Genomic DNA, 13514 nt, shown 5'->3' with positions numbered 1-13514 from the left:
ACCACTTAACGGTCAAACTCGGGTAAAGCCGGGCCTGGATCGTGGCGGTTCCGCGCTGCGCGCGCTCGCCGGGGAGTCGCTGGCCGCGGCGCGAGGGGATCACGGCCCGGGGGCGGCGTGACTTCCGCGCACGAGTGCGAGCTCGCCGACGACGCCGGCAGCCCAAACGTGCGTGCGCCCCCGGAGGAGGACCGGGGGCGCACGCCGTCGCTGGCGACGTAACGGAGCGGATCGACCTATGCTCCGTGCTGCCGCAGCCAGCCCAGCGGCTCGATGGTGCGGCCGTCGGCCGGGTGCACCTCGAAGTGGAGGTGATTGCCGGTGGAGTTGCCGTTGGAGCCGACACCACCGATGACGTCACCGGCGGCGACCTGCTGCCCCTGGGTGACGTACACGCCGTCGTCGTACATGTGGACGTACCAGGTGTAGAAGGTCTGGCCGTTGATGTTGTGCTTGATGCTGATGAGGTTGCTCGAGCGTCCCTGGATGCCTGCCCCGGCGTGAACCACCGTTCCGGCGGCTGCGGCGCGGATCGGGGTGTCGCGGGGGGCGCCCATGTCAGTTCCCAGGTGGAAGCCACCGGCGCGGGCGCCGTAGCTGGACGTGTGGCTGTAGGTGCCTGCATCCAGTGGCATGACGACCTTGTTCGCCGCGGCCTCCACCGCGGCCAGCTCGGCGGCGGCCCGCTCCGCCGCGGCCTGCTCGCCCGCCGCACGCTCCGCCGCCGCCCGCTCCGCCGCGGCCTGCTCCGCCGCGGCCTGCTCCGCAGCCGCCCGCTCCGCAGCCGCCCGCTCCGCCGCCGCCCGCTCCGCAGCCGCCCGCTCCGCAGCTGCCTGCTCCGCCGCAGCTTGCTTCGCAGCCGCCCGCTCTGCGGCGTCGAGCTCCTGACGGTCGGTGGCGCGGGACGCGGGGCCCTCGGACCTGGTGGCGATCGAGTCGTCGCTCGAGTGGACGACGCCGGACGCTGTGTCGGCGAAGGCGGCCTCGCGGCCGTCGATAGCGGTGGCGATCGAGCCGCCGATGATCAGCGCGCCAAGCGCGCCCAGCTTTGCGGCGCGGGGTATCCGGTGCCACCACGCGGTGTCGGTGGCGGTCACAGTGGTCTCGTTGGGTCCGGCAGCGGGCGTGCTCGCTCGCCCGCCGAGTGCCTGCTGCTCATCGCGCGCACGGCTCGGCATAGAAGTACCTCCGGGGAAGGGGATCGCCCGTCGTGGGCGTCGAAGCCACGCGCGGCCGTTAGCGACGCGTGTCGATTACAGATCACGGAACGATAACGACGGGACATCCTGGAAAACTAGGTCCGGAGGGTGTGCGCCCACTCACCTCGGTGACCGTCGCCTTGCGGCCAAACTCGGTCCCCATCCATGCGAAACAGTGGCCGGTGGTTCAGCCACGAAAGGCGCGCGCCTGGTCGGAGGCTCTCTCGGCCAGTGGTGTGGAGGCCTGCTGCGCGATCAATGGGCTTCTTCGCCCGGTGCCGTCCACGCAGGATCGCCCCTGAGCGGCAGTGCCGTCGTGGCGCCGGCGCGTGGCGACCTTCACTCGCAACCGACGGGGCCGTCGCCTCGTTGCCAGACTTGGTCTCGTCGGCGCCGAGCGCGGGCTCGAGATCGCCGCCTATGTCGTCGGCCCGGGCCATGGACACACCGACCTGTACGAGGACTGGGCCCGGCTGAGCGAGATCTCCGAGGACGGCGTCGTGCTCGTCCGGCCCGACGCGCACGTCGCGTGGCGCTCAATCACCGTCGTCGACGACGCCACGGCCGCCCTCGACGACGCGCTTCGTGCGGTGCTCGCCCGCCCGCGGAGCCGCGACGCCGCCGAGAACGTCGGGGCGCTCGCCCAGGCCTGACGTGACGGGGTCGGCGGTCTCACCGTCGACCCCGTGCGTCGCGTCGACAGGGAGGTCGTCCTCAACGAAGGCACGACCCGGGCCCATGGGCCCCTCCCGACCAGGGGCGTCTCTCCTGCCTGGTGCGCGGGCGCGGTCTGGGCGTGTGCCGACGGGGCCTGGCGTGGCGTCACGGCATACGCCTGGAACTCGCCCGACATCCGCTAGCGGCCGCTCACGACGTTCGCTGCACGGGCAACCCAGTGCGTCCGCGGGGAACCGGTCGCGTACTCGCGACGGTCTGCGAATCTGTACGCCGCATAGAGCGCCGAGGCACCCAACCACCGGATGGGCTCGACCTCCCAGTTCCGGGCGTGCCGGCCCACCCACGGCAGCCGCGTGAGCTCCGTGTCCCGCTCGAGGATGAGGTCGCGGAGGGTCCGGGCCGCGAGGTTGGTGCCGCTGAGCCCATGCCCGACGTACCCTCCCGCGGAGAGGACGCCGGTTGCGCGGTCGAAGTTCACCGACGCGCACCAGTCGCGGGGCACACCCAAGACGCCCGACCAGGACTGCTCGAGCCGAACTGTCGCCAGAGACGGGAAGAGCTCGATCAGCCGCTGCCTCAGCTGGGCTACTGCCAGATCCGCGGTTCTCGTTCTCCGCTCATCGCTCCTGCTGAGCGCGGCCCGCGGTACCACTTCGGGTGGACGAATAGACCTTGTCAGGTCGGCTGGAGCACCGGTCAGAACTCGAGCACGATCCGCCCGCGGGTGCCGCCTCTCTCGAGCTGGCGGTGGGCGGCAGCCGCCTCTTCGGCAGGAAAGGTGCGGGCCACGCGCGGGGTCAGCTCGCCACGCTCAACGTGCTGCACCAACTGCCTGAGCGCCTCGGAGTTCTCCGCATAGTCCTGCACCCATATCTGATGCACCTTGATGCCGCGGCCTGGTTGCCCGTCCCAACCACGCACCACTGCCATGCTGCCGTCGTCCCTGATCGCTTCGGTGCTCCGGTGATCAAGCAGCGCCGCGTCGACGAGTCCGTCCACCCCCAGTGGGACGAGATCCCGGAACCGAGACGCGACGTCGTCCCCGCGCTGCACGACATGGTCTGCGCCCAGATCCGCACCAACTGCTCGTCACGCGCGGCGGCGTCGGCCAGCACGGTGAGTCCACGCGCCTTGGCCAGCTGAACCACATACCCACCCAGCGCCCCGGCCGCGCCGGTAACAGCGACTACCTGCCCCGGCGCAAGGCCCAGCTTGTCGAGCGCGAGCAGGGCGGTGAGGCCGTTCATCGGGATCGTGGCCGCCTCGACCGCGGTGAGCCGGCTCGGGACGGGCGCCACGGACCGGGACCGGACGACCACGTGCTGGGCGTAGGCGCCGCCACGGGGACCTGTGGGCAGCGTGATCGCCATGACCTTGTCGCCCACCCGCCAGCTGCTGCCTTCCCCCACCTGGTCGACCTCGCCTGCGAACTCCATCCCTGGGATGTAGGGCGCCCCGCCTTGCGGCCTCCGCCGCCCCTGGCCGGACCGGAGCAGGGTGTCAGTCGGGTTGACCGTTGCGGCACGAACACGGATGCGGACCTCGTCTACACCAGCAGCCGGCCTCGGCAGACGCACGATTCGCAGGCTCTCAGGCCCACCGAACTCCGTCACACCGACAGCGCGCATGTCGTCCAGCATGTTGAATCCCTCCTAATCCTTTGTGAATCGAGAGAGCTGTCGGCGTGCACTGCTCGCTAAAGGCCAAATCCGGCCGGACGCGCGGTCACGCGAGTCTGCTCTTGCACCGCCGCGGAGATGGCTGCCGCGGTCTTGAGGAGACGTGCGAGCTGCTCGGCGACGAAAGTCTCGACGGCGGCTCGGGGTGCGACCGTCGAGATGTTGAGTGCCGCAACGACCTGATCGAGTGAGTCATGGACTGGGACCGCCAAGGACCGAAGCCCGTCCTCGAGCTCCTCGTCGACGACCGCCCAGCCTTGCTCGCGAACCTTTTGCAGCTCAGCGAGCAGGCGCGCACGATCGGTCAGCGTTCGCTCCGTCCTCCTCACCAGATCTCCGAGATGCTGGTCCACCTCGCTGGACGGAAGCGCCGCCAGGAGCACCCGGCCCATCGAAGTGACGTAGGCGGGTAGGCGTGTCCCCACGGACAGATCGACGCTCATGATCCGCCGGCTCGCGATCCGCGCCACATAGACCACGTCGCTGCCGTCGAGCACGGAGATCGAGACGGACTCGCCGGCGACACACGCGAGCTGTTCGATGTGGGGCGCCGCGAGCTGCGGGATGCTCAGTGTGGAGAGGTAGGAGTATCCGAGCTCGAGGAGTCGCGGGCGCAGGAAGAACTGCCGTCCCTCGAGGGACACATATCCGAGGCCTCGCAGGGTGTGCAGGAAGCGGCGTGCCGCTGCCCGCGTCAGCCCTGTCCGGTCCGCGACCTCGCTGAGGGTCAGCCGCTGATGGTCCGCATCGAAGGCACGGATCACGGCCAGTCCCCGGTCGAGAGACTGCACGTACTCCGAGCGCGATCGTGCTGAGACCGCTTCCCCCACCGGCAGCCGGCCCCCTCGTGCGAGTTGCATCTCTACCGCGGTTCTTTGACGGCCAGTACCTGACGCTCCGCGTCGAGGAGGATCTCCTGTGCGTTGCAGCGGAAGATGGGCTTTCCGACCGGTCCACGACGTCGGAGGCCGATGACACTGAGATCGGCCCCCTCCTCGGCCGCAACGTCGGTGAGGTCTTCGCTCAGATCCTGTCCCTTCACGATCGTGCGGACCGCGTACTGCACACTGGTCTCGTCCAGCCGTCTCGTGACATGAGCCTGCTCTTCCTCGCATCGCACCGCCCGACCGCCGTCAAGCCGCCTTCCGCTGTGGTGCGAGTTCACGGCGACGGGCCGGGAGTTCCGCAGCTTCGCACCGGCACAGCCCAGCGCCGCACCGCCCTCGGGACGGGATACGCAACCTACGACGATCGACATGGCGACTCTCCTCCGCGCACGACCGACTGTGGCCGAGAACTTAGAACTCGTCAGCGAGCGGTCCGGTCATCGGGATCCACTCCTGCGCAGTGACAGATGAGACGAACCCGTTGACGCGGAAGGGGTCCTGCTGCGTGAGGGTGAGGGCCTCCTCCTTGCTGTCGGCCCGGACGAGGAGGAGCGCACCGGGCGTCTCCTCCGGCCCGAACGGTCCGGAAGCCCGGAGAATGCCCTTCTCGGCCAGGCCACCGAGAAGCTCCTTGTGCTTCGGTCGGTAGGCGTCGCGGCCGGCGGTGTCGTTGGTGTAGGTGTAGGTGAGCGCGAAGACTGGCATGGTCGTTCCTTTCGGTCAGTGATTCTGACTTGGTCAGGCGCTGTGAGCGTCGCGGCGGGTCTTGGCCTTGTGCGCGGCGCGCCCCCAACCCGGGCGCGCCCGGGGCGACCGCATCGGGGCCGGCCCGGGCGCGCACGTGAAGGCTCATTCGATGTGCTGTCCATAGCCGAGGAGGGAACCCGCGCGCTGGCCAGCATTGCCTGCGGCGAATAGTCCTTGGATGGGAGTGTCGTCCTCGGTCAGGACCAGGAGGCCGACGAGTCGTCCAGCGAGCGCACCGCGATGCCGGCGGGGTGCATTGCCATCTGGTCCGTCGTCGCGGTCATGTCGTCCTTCCCCACGGGCGTGTCTGACCGCCTATCCGGCCCATACGTATCCACCGTCGACGTACAGCGTCTGCCCCGTCACATACCCGGCCTTGTCGCTGCCGAGCAGGAACAGCACAGAGCTGGCCACATCCTCAGGAGTGCACAGCCGGCCCAGTGGAACCTTGTCGAGCATCTGCTGCTCATCGATCGTTCCGCTCGCGATCAGGTCACGCACCAGCGGGGTGTCCACCCAGGAGGGACCGACCGCGTTGACACGGATGCCAAGCGGCGCCCACTCGGCCGCCAGCGCCCTGGTCAGACCCACCACACCGGCTTTAGCTGCACTGTAGGCCACCCGCTCCGGCAGCCCCCTGGTCGAGCCGATCGAGGCGATGTTGACGATCGAAGCGGACTCGGCCAGATGGTCGAACGCGGCCTGGCAGCTGTAGAAGGTGCCGCTGAGGTCGACGTCGATGACCAGTTTCCAGTCATCGACGGCGAGTCCTTCGGACGGTCCGGGGCGGGTGAGGCCGGCGCTGTTGACCAGCCCGCCGATACGACCCAGCCGCTCGGCGATCGACGCGAAGGCGGCGCCGAGCGCCTCCCGGTCGGTCACGTCGACGGCGGTGCTCGCCACCCCGAGCTCTTCAGCGGCGACGGCAAGCGCATCGGCGTCGCGGTCGACCAGGACGACGGTCCAGCCTTCGGCGGCGGCCTGGGCCGCGATGGCGCGGCCCAGGCCTGAGGCGCCGCCGGTGACTACGAGAACGCTCATCTGGTCAGAGCTCCGGCATGGAGCAGGCAGGGTCGGGCTCGGGCATGGTCTCCGACATCGGGATCGTGTCCTCGATGACCAGGTCGTAGCGGTCCCCAACCTTCTCGACCTTGCCCATGTACATGGGTGCCTCGATCTGGTGGTCCTCGGCGCGCATGGTGACCTCGCCCTTGATGGAGTCGAAGGTCAGGTCGTCGAGGGCCGTAGCGACCTCGGACGGATCGATGCTGCCGGCTGCCCGGACGCCGGCGAAGATGGTCTGCATCGCCATGTAGGCGGCGCCGGTGAAGTCCGCCGGCGCCTCGCCGTTGGCCTCGCTGAATGCCTCGACGAACGCCTGCGACTCGGGTGCGTCGACCGTTGGGCCCCAGTTCGCCGTGCCGTACTTACCGATGAGGCGTTCGTCGGAGACAGCGTTCAGCGATGAGGTCGTCATGGCCGCGTTACCGACGATGAGGTCGTACTTGTCGAGCGTGCCAAAGTCCAGAGCCTGCCCGAGGAAGTGGACCGAGTCCCCGCCGGAGAGGGAGACGAGCAGGCCCTGGCCGCCGTCGAGCTGGTTGAGGTAGGAGGCGTAGTCGGTGGTGCCCAGCGGGGCGAAGAGGTTCTTGTCCACGGACCAGCCCTTCGCGTCGGCGACCTGCTGGAGGCCTTCTGCGGAGCCGTGGCCGAAGGCGTAGTCGGCGGCGACGGAGTCCCAGTCGGTGGCGTCGCGCTCGGCGAGCCATTTACCGACTCCTTGGATGAGCAAGTGGTCGTTCACATTCGTGCGGAAGAACCGCGGGGAGCACGACTCCCCGGTCAGGGCGTCCCCTTGGGACTGGGTGCCGAAAGCCAGTGCGTCCCAGGACGCCAGGCGCTGCATGACGGCCAGGGTGGTCGGAGTGGCGATGGTGCCGACGATGAACTTGGCGTCCTTCTGCTGGACGAGACGCTGGGCGGCGGCCACGGCGCCCTCGTTCGTGCCGAGGTCGTCCGCCACGAAGATCTCGACCCGCCGACCGTCGATGCCGCCGTTGGCGTTGGCCTCGTCCGCGGCGAACTGGTAGCCGGCACGCTGCTGCTCGCCGAACTCTGCGTAAGGTCCGGAGTGGGGCGAGACGACCGCGACCCGGATGGGCTCGGCCTCCGTGCCGTCGCCGTTGCTGGCGCCCGCACCTGCACTGGTGGCGGCGCCGGAGCAGGCGGTGAGTGTGAGGGCCAGGGCGGTGATGCCCGCCGACAGTCCGAGACGGGTGCACTTGCGAGACATGCGGTTGCTCCTCGTTGAGAGTCACGTGGTGTGGAGGGGTGGGTGCTGCGTCTCCCGGGGTGTCCGGGAGGGGTCAGATGGAGACGAGCTCGCGCAGGGCGTCGTTGGTGGTGTCGCTGACGCGACCCTGCGAGACGACCTCGCCCTTTGCCATGACGGCGTAGCGGTCAGCGAGATCCATGACGAGGTCTAGTCGCTGCTCGATGAGCAGCATCGACGTCCCTTCCTCGCGCAGCTTGGCGAGCGAGTCACCGAGACGGTCGATGATCACCGGAGCGAGGCCCTCGGACGGTTCGTCGAGCAGGAGGATCCGCGGGTTGGCCATGAGCGCCCGTCCGATGGCGAGCATCTGCTGCTGCCCGCCGCTCAGGGCGGTGCCCAGTGAAGCGCTGCGGTCCTGCAGGTCGGGGAACATCTCGTAGACCTTGGGCAGGGTCCAGGGCCCCTTGCGCTCCGAGGCCTGACCAAGAAGCAGGTTCTGCTCCACGGTCAGCGAGGAGATGATCCAGCGTCCCTGGGGCACGAGGGCCGCCCCGAGGCGGGCAGCTTCGTGGGCCTTCTTGCCACCGAGCGCGTGTCCATCGATGGCGATCGAGCCGCCCCGTGTCTGGGCAATACCGAACATGGCGTTGAGGCTGGTGGTCTTGCCCACCCCGTTCGGGCCGAGGAGCGAGAAGCACTCCCCCTCGCCGACCTCGAAGCTAAGGCCGTCGACTATCAGGGCCTGGCCGTAGAAGGCGCGCACGCCGTCGAATGTCAGCACGGGATTCATCAGGCTGCCCTCCCCAGGTATGCCTCCATGACACGCGGCTCCCGCCGCACCTCCTCGGGTACGCCGTCGGCGATGACCGAGCCCTGCTCGAGCACGGAGAGCCGGCTGCAGATCCGAAACACGACCTCGAGGTGGTGCTCGACGATGAGGACGGTGGTGCCGCGCTCCTCGGCGAGGTGGGCGAGGTGGTCGGCGAGCTGGAGGCTCTCATCGCGCGAGAGCCCGGCGGCGGGCTCGTCCAGGAGGACCAGCGGCGGCTCGCCGAGCAGGGCAAGCGCGATGTCCACGCGCCGCTGCTCGCCGTAGCTGACGGCCTCGCAATGCTCGGTGAGCGTGTTGCCCAGGTCGAGCTCGGCGACGATCGTGTCCAGGTCAGACTCGCCGACGGCTCGAGCCGCGAGCTCGAGCTGGTCCGCCACGGTGAGGCCGTCGAACACGCTGATGCGCTGGAAGGACCGGGAGATGCCGGCGTGCCGGCGCCAGCTGATGGACTTGGCAGTGATGTCCTGACCGTCGTAGACGATCATGCCGGCGGTCGGCTTGCGGTTGCCCGAGATCAGCTCGATGCAGGTGCTCTTTCCCGCACCGTTGGGTCCGATCAGACCGTGGATGGACCCCTTCTCCACGAACAGGTCGACCTGGTTGACGGCCTTGACGGCGCCGTAGGCGAACGTCAGCCCCTTCAGCTCAAGCATGGGAGCGTCCCTTCGTGCGACGGGCGAGGGCTCGGAACGCCCGCGTGACCAGCTCCGCGCCACCACCGGGGGTTGCGACGACGACCACCATGAGGATCAGGCCGATGATGAGCTGGTAGTACGGGCTGTCGGAGAGCCAGGCTTGCAGGAAGACGTAGGCGATCGCCCCGGCGGGCGGGCCCCATACGCTTCCCACGCCACCGATGACGGCGACGATGAGCGCCTGGCCCGACATGGACCAGAAAAGGCTCTCGGGGGAGATGTATCCGATGTTGAGCACGGCCACGGCCCCTGCGATGCTCCCGAGCAGACCGGTGAGCGTGAAGGCGAGAACCTTGGGCAGGTAGGTGCGGCGCCCCGTGAAGCGCGTTCGCTCCTCGTTCTCCCGCAGGGCTGCCAGGTGGCGGCCGAAGACCGACCGGCTGATGAGCCAGAAGGCGGCGACCGCGACCATCAGCACAACCCAGATGAGCGGCCAGGCGACGACCGGGTTGGTGAAATCGTTGGGGTCGCGACCCAGAAGCGCTCCGGTGAAGTTCACGGGGAGGCCGTCGAAACCGTTGGTGATGGACCGCTTCTGGGTGACCGCGACCCAGATCAGCATGCCGGTGGCGAGGGTGAGCATGGAGAATGCGACACCGCCCGCGCGCATGATGAGCAGCCCGACTACGAGGGCGAGGACCGTGCCCGCAGCGATGCCTAGGAGCAGGGCGGGCGTCGTCGTCAGACCGACGTGCACGACGAGGACGCCGACGGCGTACCCGGTGAACCCGTAGAACATCGCGTGGCCGAAGCTCAGCATGCCGGTCTGGCGGCGCAGCCACCCCACACTCAGGCCGAGCAGCCCGAGGGTGACGCCCTGGACGGCGAGCTGGAGGGGGTAAAGGGGCAGGACGTAGGGAGCCCACACACCGACGAACGCGATGAGTGCCCAGATCACGGCGCGGCGGGGCAGTGAACCGCGGATGGTCCCTAGCGCCTCCTGGACACTCGGCGCCGTACCCTGGCGGCGCCGGGACAGGGTCGCGGTGCCGGGTTCAGTCATGGCCTTCTCCTTGGGTGGGTTGAGCGCGCTCATACGACCCTCACCCCCGCGATCCCACGCGGACGCAGCAGAAGGACCGCGAACATGAGGGCGTAGGGCACGAAGGCCGCAAAGCCGGGCAGGTAGGTCGAGGAGAAGCTGTTGAGCATGCCCAGCAGGATGGCGGCCACCATGGCGCCGCCGATGCTGCCCAGCCCGCCGGTGACGACCACGATGAACGTGAGGATGAGGATCTCCACGCCCATGTTGGGCGACAGGCTCAGGTAGGGGCCGGCGAGAACGCCCGCCACACCGGCTAGGGCAGTGCCCACGCCCACCACGGTGGCGCTGACCTTGTCGACGTCGATGCCCACCACGGCGGCGACGCCCCGGTCGGTGCTCGAGGCACGGACGTACAGGCCGGTGCGGGACCTGCGCAGCCAGAGCATGAGCGCCCCCGAGATGACGAGCCCCACGACGATGACGAACACCCGATAGCTGGGATAGCTGCTGCCGAGGATGTCGACGCTCCCGGCGAACGGGGCCGGCGGCGTGAGCGACCGCGGCGCGGTCCCCCACACCAGCTGCACGATGCCGGTGAGCACGAAGGTCAGCCCGAAGGTGATGAGGATCATGTCGAGGTGGTCGCGGTCCGCGAGGTAGCGGATGCCGTACCTGTCGAACAGAACCCCCAAAACCGCGAAGATCAGCGGGGTGAGCAGGATCGCCACCCAGTAGTTCGTCGCGCTGGAGATCGTGAATCCGACGAAGGCGCCGAGCATGTACATCGCGCCGTGCGCGAAGTTCACGACGTCGCGGAGGCCGAAGATCATGGCCAGCCCGGAGGCAAGCACCATGAGCAGCACGCCGAACGCGAGGCCGTTGAGCAGGATCACGACCATCGGGACCCCCCGCACTCCTTCGTGCCACGGCCCGGTCGGTGCGTCGAGGGCAGGCGCCCAGATCCGACCAGTCCTGCACCGAGGAGCGAACTAACGTCGCGGCGCATCGGCCACCTCCAGCTCCGGCGCGCGAGCGGACGAGCGCTCGGCGGCGTGGGCGGCCATGTCGCGGCCGACCTTGTACCCGAAGACGAGCGCCGGACCGATGTTCGCGCCGTAGCCGGGGTATCCGCCCCCGAAGGGGCTCACCGCGGCAGTTCCGACGGCGTAGAGGCCACGCACCCCGTTGCCGTGGTCGTCGAGGACCTCGGACCGGGAGTTCACGGCGAGACCGGCGTAGGTGCCCAGGTCCCCCATCTCGATCTTGACGGCGTAGAACGGGCCCTTCTCGATCGGCGCGAGGTTCGGGTTGGGCTTGTGCTCCACGTCGCCCTTGAAGTGGTGGAACTTGTTCGAGCCCCGGTGAAACTTCGGGTCCTCGCCTCGGGCGGCGGCTGTGTTGAACTCGGCGAGCGTGGCCTGGAGGTTGGCCGCCGGGACGCCGATCTTCCGGGCGAGCTCGGGCACCGTGGCCGCCTTGTGGAGGTAGCCCGCCGACGTGAACAGCTTCTGCGGGAAGGGCCACGGCTTGGCCCAGCCGATGCCGTACTTGTGCATCGCGGTGTGATCGGCGACGATCCAGCCGAACGTCTTGTCCTTGCCCTGGTTGTCCTTGATCATCTCGACGCCGTAGTCGTGGTACGAGAGGGACTCGTTGGCAAAGCGCCTTCCCTCGCGGTTGACGGCGATCAGCCCAGGGAGCCCGAAGGCCCGGAGGTGCGGGAAGAGCCTCCGCTGGCCGCGCAGTCCCTTGAACACCGTCACCGGACCCCATGAGGCGGGCTGGTGCGGGGAGGCGTCGATGTGCCCGCCGAACGGCTCGGCAAGGCGGAACGAGTCTCCCGTGTGCCCGATGGTGGGGGTGTGGTGGTTGTCCCCGCTGGGGTCGTGCGGGAAGTACTTCTTGCGCAGCTCGGCGTTGCCGGAGAAGCCGCCCGCGGCGAGCACGACGCCGAGACGGGCCTCGATGACACCGGCGTGGTCGCCGCCGACGCGGGCACCAGTGACCGCGCCGTCCGCATCCGTGAGGATCTCGAGGGCGGGGGTCGACGTCCACATCTGGATCCCGGCGTCGCGGGCGGCGGAGATCATGCGCGTCATCAGCGCATTGCCGTTCGTACGGGTCAGGGACCGCTTGAACAGTGCGGTCTCGGCCCAGGTCCGGCCCACCTTCGCCGTCGCGTACGCGAACGCGGAGAGCTTCTGGTTGGCCTTGAGGAAGGTGCCGATGTCCTTGCCGATCTCGGGCATGTAGCCAAAGACGGTGTACGACATGAGGTAGGGCTGCACCCGCAGGCGGTCCTCACCGAGCATGCGAGCGTTGGCCGCCCGGAACGTCACGGCCCGGCCGGACTCCTTCGCGCCGGGCTGGTCCATCTGGTAGTCCGGGGCCTTGTCGGCGTACTGGACGGCGATGCCGACCTCGTCCTCCAGGAAGTTCATCGCCTCGGGAACCTCGTCGAGGAAGGTCTTCACGCTCTCGGCGTTGTAGGTGTCGGGCGCGATGGCCTTGAGGTACGTCTCCACCTCCCGCCTGGTGTCACCCTGCGCTACCCCCTGCTTGTTGCCGGGCACCCAGGCCCAGCCACCGGAGATCGCGGAGGTACCTCCGAGGTACTTCTCCTTCTCGACGACGATCACGCTGTGGCCGTCCTTCGCGGCCTTGAGGGCCGTCGCGATGCCGGCGGCACCCGACCCGATGACGAGGACGTCGGTCTTGCGTGTGGTCTGTGACATGTCAGATCCTTCTTCTGCGCGGATGCGTATTCAGATCGCGGTGAAGCCGCCGTCGATGACGAGCTCTGCGCCGGTGGTGAAGCTCGACTCGTCGGAAGCCAGGTAGAGGACGCCGTACGCGATCTCGCCGGGCTCGCCCTGGCGGGGCAGGGGGTTGGAGCCGAAGAGCCGGCGGTAGTACTCGTCCCGGCCCAGCGGGCTCCGTTCGGCGGCCGAGCGGCTCATGGTCGTGTTCATGGAGCCCGGGTGGAGCGAGTTGACCCGAATGCCGTACTCGCCGTAGGCGGCGGCGTCAGCCTTGCTGAGCAACCGCACGGCGCCCTTGGTGGCGTGGTACAGCGGCACGGTCTTGCCACCGGTGAGGCCGTAGATGGACGAGAAGTTGATGATGCTGCCTTGACGGGCCTCGATCATGTGCGGGACCACGTGTTTGGTCACCTGCCACACGCCCTTGACGTTGACCCCGAAGATGTCGTCAAACTCCTCCTCCGTCGCCTCGTGTGACGGCGCCGGCCGACCGATGATCCCGGCGATGTTGACGAGGATGTCCGGACGGCCGTGCGTCGCCACGGCCGAGGCGACAGCCGCGGCGACCTGGCCGGCGTCGGTGATGTCGAGCAGGTGGTCGCTGACGGCCTCGGTGCCCCAGGGCTCCGCCGGGGCGGCGCGGTCGAACCTGACTTCCACAGGTGCGGGTGGTCCTGAGAGTGTTTGTGCTGGTCAGCGGCGTGTTGGGGCTTGATTTGGGGCACTAGGTTCGCGGGTAGTCTCACGATGTGTCGCCGTACATCCGCAAGGTCAA

General features: G+C 68.8%; 14 protein-coding genes and 1 pseudogene. 1 reads left to right on the top strand and 14 read right to left on the bottom strand.

The window, feature by feature from the left end; translation table 11 throughout:
• Nucleotides 1-236 precede the first annotated feature (236 nt).
• A complete protein-coding gene (locus GD880_RS05780) occupies nucleotides 237-1097 on the bottom strand; it encodes a M23 family metallopeptidase (protein WP_152230685.1) in 861 nt (286 codons plus the stop codon).
• Between the two features lie 431 nt (nucleotides 1098-1528).
• On the opposite strand from GD880_RS05780, the gene GD880_RS05775 reads away from it, so the two are divergent.
• Nucleotides 1529-1852, top strand: a complete 324-nt coding sequence (locus tag GD880_RS05775) for an aromatic-ring hydroxylase C-terminal domain-containing protein (protein WP_152230684.1) — start codon at nucleotides 1529-1531, stop codon at nucleotides 1850-1852.
• Nucleotides 1853-2573: 721 nt separating this feature from the next.
• On the opposite strand, the gene GD880_RS20630 is transcribed toward GD880_RS05775, so the two are convergent.
• The 13 genes and pseudogenes from GD880_RS20630 to GD880_RS05710 form a co-directional block, all read right to left on the bottom strand.
• Nucleotides 2574-2930, bottom strand: coding sequence for a zinc-binding dehydrogenase (locus tag GD880_RS20630; RefSeq protein ID WP_264372273.1), 357 nt, complete (start codon nucleotides 2928-2930; stop codon nucleotides 2574-2576).
• A gap of 290 nt (nucleotides 2931-3220) precedes the next feature.
• Nucleotides 3221-3505 (bottom strand): annotated as a pseudogene (locus tag GD880_RS20625) (alcohol dehydrogenase catalytic domain-containing protein); the annotation flags it as partial.
• Nucleotides 3506-3573: 68 nt separating this feature from the next.
• Nucleotides 3574-4347 (bottom strand): IclR family transcriptional regulator domain-containing protein, encoded by a 774-nt coding sequence (locus GD880_RS05760; protein WP_264372272.1) that lies wholly within the window; start codon nucleotides 4345-4347, stop codon nucleotides 3574-3576.
• Between the two features lie 71 nt (nucleotides 4348-4418).
• Nucleotides 4419-4814, bottom strand: coding sequence for a universal stress protein (locus GD880_RS05755; protein WP_152230682.1), 396 nt, complete (start codon nucleotides 4812-4814; stop codon nucleotides 4419-4421).
• A 40-nt stretch (nucleotides 4815-4854) separates the two neighbouring features.
• Nucleotides 4855-5148, bottom strand: coding sequence for a YciI family protein (locus GD880_RS05750; RefSeq protein WP_152230681.1), 294 nt, complete (start codon nucleotides 5146-5148; stop codon nucleotides 4855-4857).
• A 357-nt stretch (nucleotides 5149-5505) separates the two neighbouring features.
• Nucleotides 5506-6231, bottom strand: a complete 726-nt coding sequence (locus GD880_RS05745; protein WP_152230680.1) for an SDR family NAD(P)-dependent oxidoreductase — start codon at nucleotides 6229-6231, stop codon at nucleotides 5506-5508.
• 4 nt (nucleotides 6232-6235) lie between these two features.
• Nucleotides 6236-7483 carry an ABC transporter substrate-binding protein gene (locus GD880_RS05740; protein ID WP_152230679.1) on the bottom strand — a complete coding sequence of 416 codons (1248 nt, stop codon included), beginning with the start codon at nucleotides 7481-7483 and terminating at the stop codon, nucleotides 6236-6238.
• Between the two features lie 73 nt (nucleotides 7484-7556).
• Entirely contained in the window at nucleotides 7557-8255 is a 699-nt protein-coding gene (locus GD880_RS05735; protein WP_152230678.1) for an ABC transporter ATP-binding protein, read from the bottom strand.
• Nucleotides 8255-8950, bottom strand: a complete 696-nt coding sequence (locus GD880_RS05730) for an ABC transporter ATP-binding protein (protein WP_152230677.1) — start codon at nucleotides 8948-8950, stop codon at nucleotides 8255-8257. The genes GD880_RS05735 and GD880_RS05730 overlap by 1 nt, the downstream gene beginning before the upstream one ends.
• On the bottom strand, nucleotides 8943-9995 hold the full coding sequence (locus tag GD880_RS05725) for a branched-chain amino acid ABC transporter permease (RefSeq protein WP_193314382.1): 1053 nt from the start codon (nucleotides 9993-9995) through the stop codon (nucleotides 8943-8945). The genes GD880_RS05730 and GD880_RS05725 overlap by 8 nt, the downstream gene beginning before the upstream one ends.
• A gap of 29 nt (nucleotides 9996-10024) precedes the next feature.
• The gene (locus tag GD880_RS05720) at nucleotides 10025-10876 is read right to left on the bottom strand and encodes a branched-chain amino acid ABC transporter permease (RefSeq protein WP_152230675.1); all 852 of its coding nucleotides are present in this window, start codon (nucleotides 10874-10876) and stop codon (nucleotides 10025-10027) included.
• Nucleotides 10877-10966: 90 nt separating this feature from the next.
• Nucleotides 10967-12712 (bottom strand): FAD-dependent oxidoreductase, encoded by a 1746-nt coding sequence (locus tag GD880_RS05715; RefSeq protein WP_152230674.1) that lies wholly within the window; start codon nucleotides 12710-12712, stop codon nucleotides 10967-10969.
• Nucleotides 12713-12742: 30 nt separating this feature from the next.
• On the bottom strand, nucleotides 12743-13399 hold the full coding sequence (locus tag GD880_RS05710; RefSeq protein WP_152230673.1) for an SDR family NAD(P)-dependent oxidoreductase: 657 nt from the start codon (nucleotides 13397-13399) through the stop codon (nucleotides 12743-12745).
• Between the last annotated feature and the right edge of the window lie 115 nt (nucleotides 13400-13514).

Source organism: Georgenia ruanii, from assembly GCF_009193175.1.
Lineage (GTDB): Bacteria > Actinomycetota > Actinomycetes > Actinomycetales > Actinomycetaceae > Georgenia > Georgenia ruanii.
This window is presented reverse-complemented; position numbering and strand designations above follow the sequence as displayed.

Coding starts and splice junctions, on each gene's coding strand:
- GD880_RS05745 (WP_152230680.1), bottom strand. CDS start 6,231: ATGAGCGTTCTCGTAGTCACCGGCGGCGCCTCAGGCCTGGGCCGCGCC.
- GD880_RS05755 (WP_152230682.1), bottom strand. CDS start 4,814: ATGTCGATCGTCGTAGGTTGCGTATCCCGTCCCGAGGGCGGTGCGGCG.
- GD880_RS05730 (WP_152230677.1), bottom strand. CDS start 8,950: ATGCTTGAGCTGAAGGGGCTGACGTTCGCCTACGGCGCCGTCAAGGCC.
- GD880_RS05735 (WP_152230678.1), bottom strand. CDS start 8,255: ATGAATCCCGTGCTGACATTCGACGGCGTGCGCGCCTTCTACGGCCAG.
- GD880_RS05740 (WP_152230679.1), bottom strand. CDS start 7,483: ATGTCTCGCAAGTGCACCCGTCTCGGACTGTCGGCGGGCATCACCGCC.
- GD880_RS05715 (WP_152230674.1), bottom strand. CDS start 12,712: ATGTCACAGACCACACGCAAGACCGACGTCCTCGTCATCGGGTCGGGT.
- GD880_RS05750 (WP_152230681.1), bottom strand. CDS start 5,148: ATGCCAGTCTTCGCGCTCACCTACACCTACACCAACGACACCGCCGGC.
- GD880_RS05725 (WP_193314382.1), bottom strand. CDS start 9,995: ATGACTGAACCCGGCACCGCGACCCTGTCCCGGCGCCGCCAGGGTACG.
- GD880_RS05720 (WP_152230675.1), bottom strand. CDS start 10,876: ATGGTCGTGATCCTGCTCAACGGCCTCGCGTTCGGCGTGCTGCTCATG.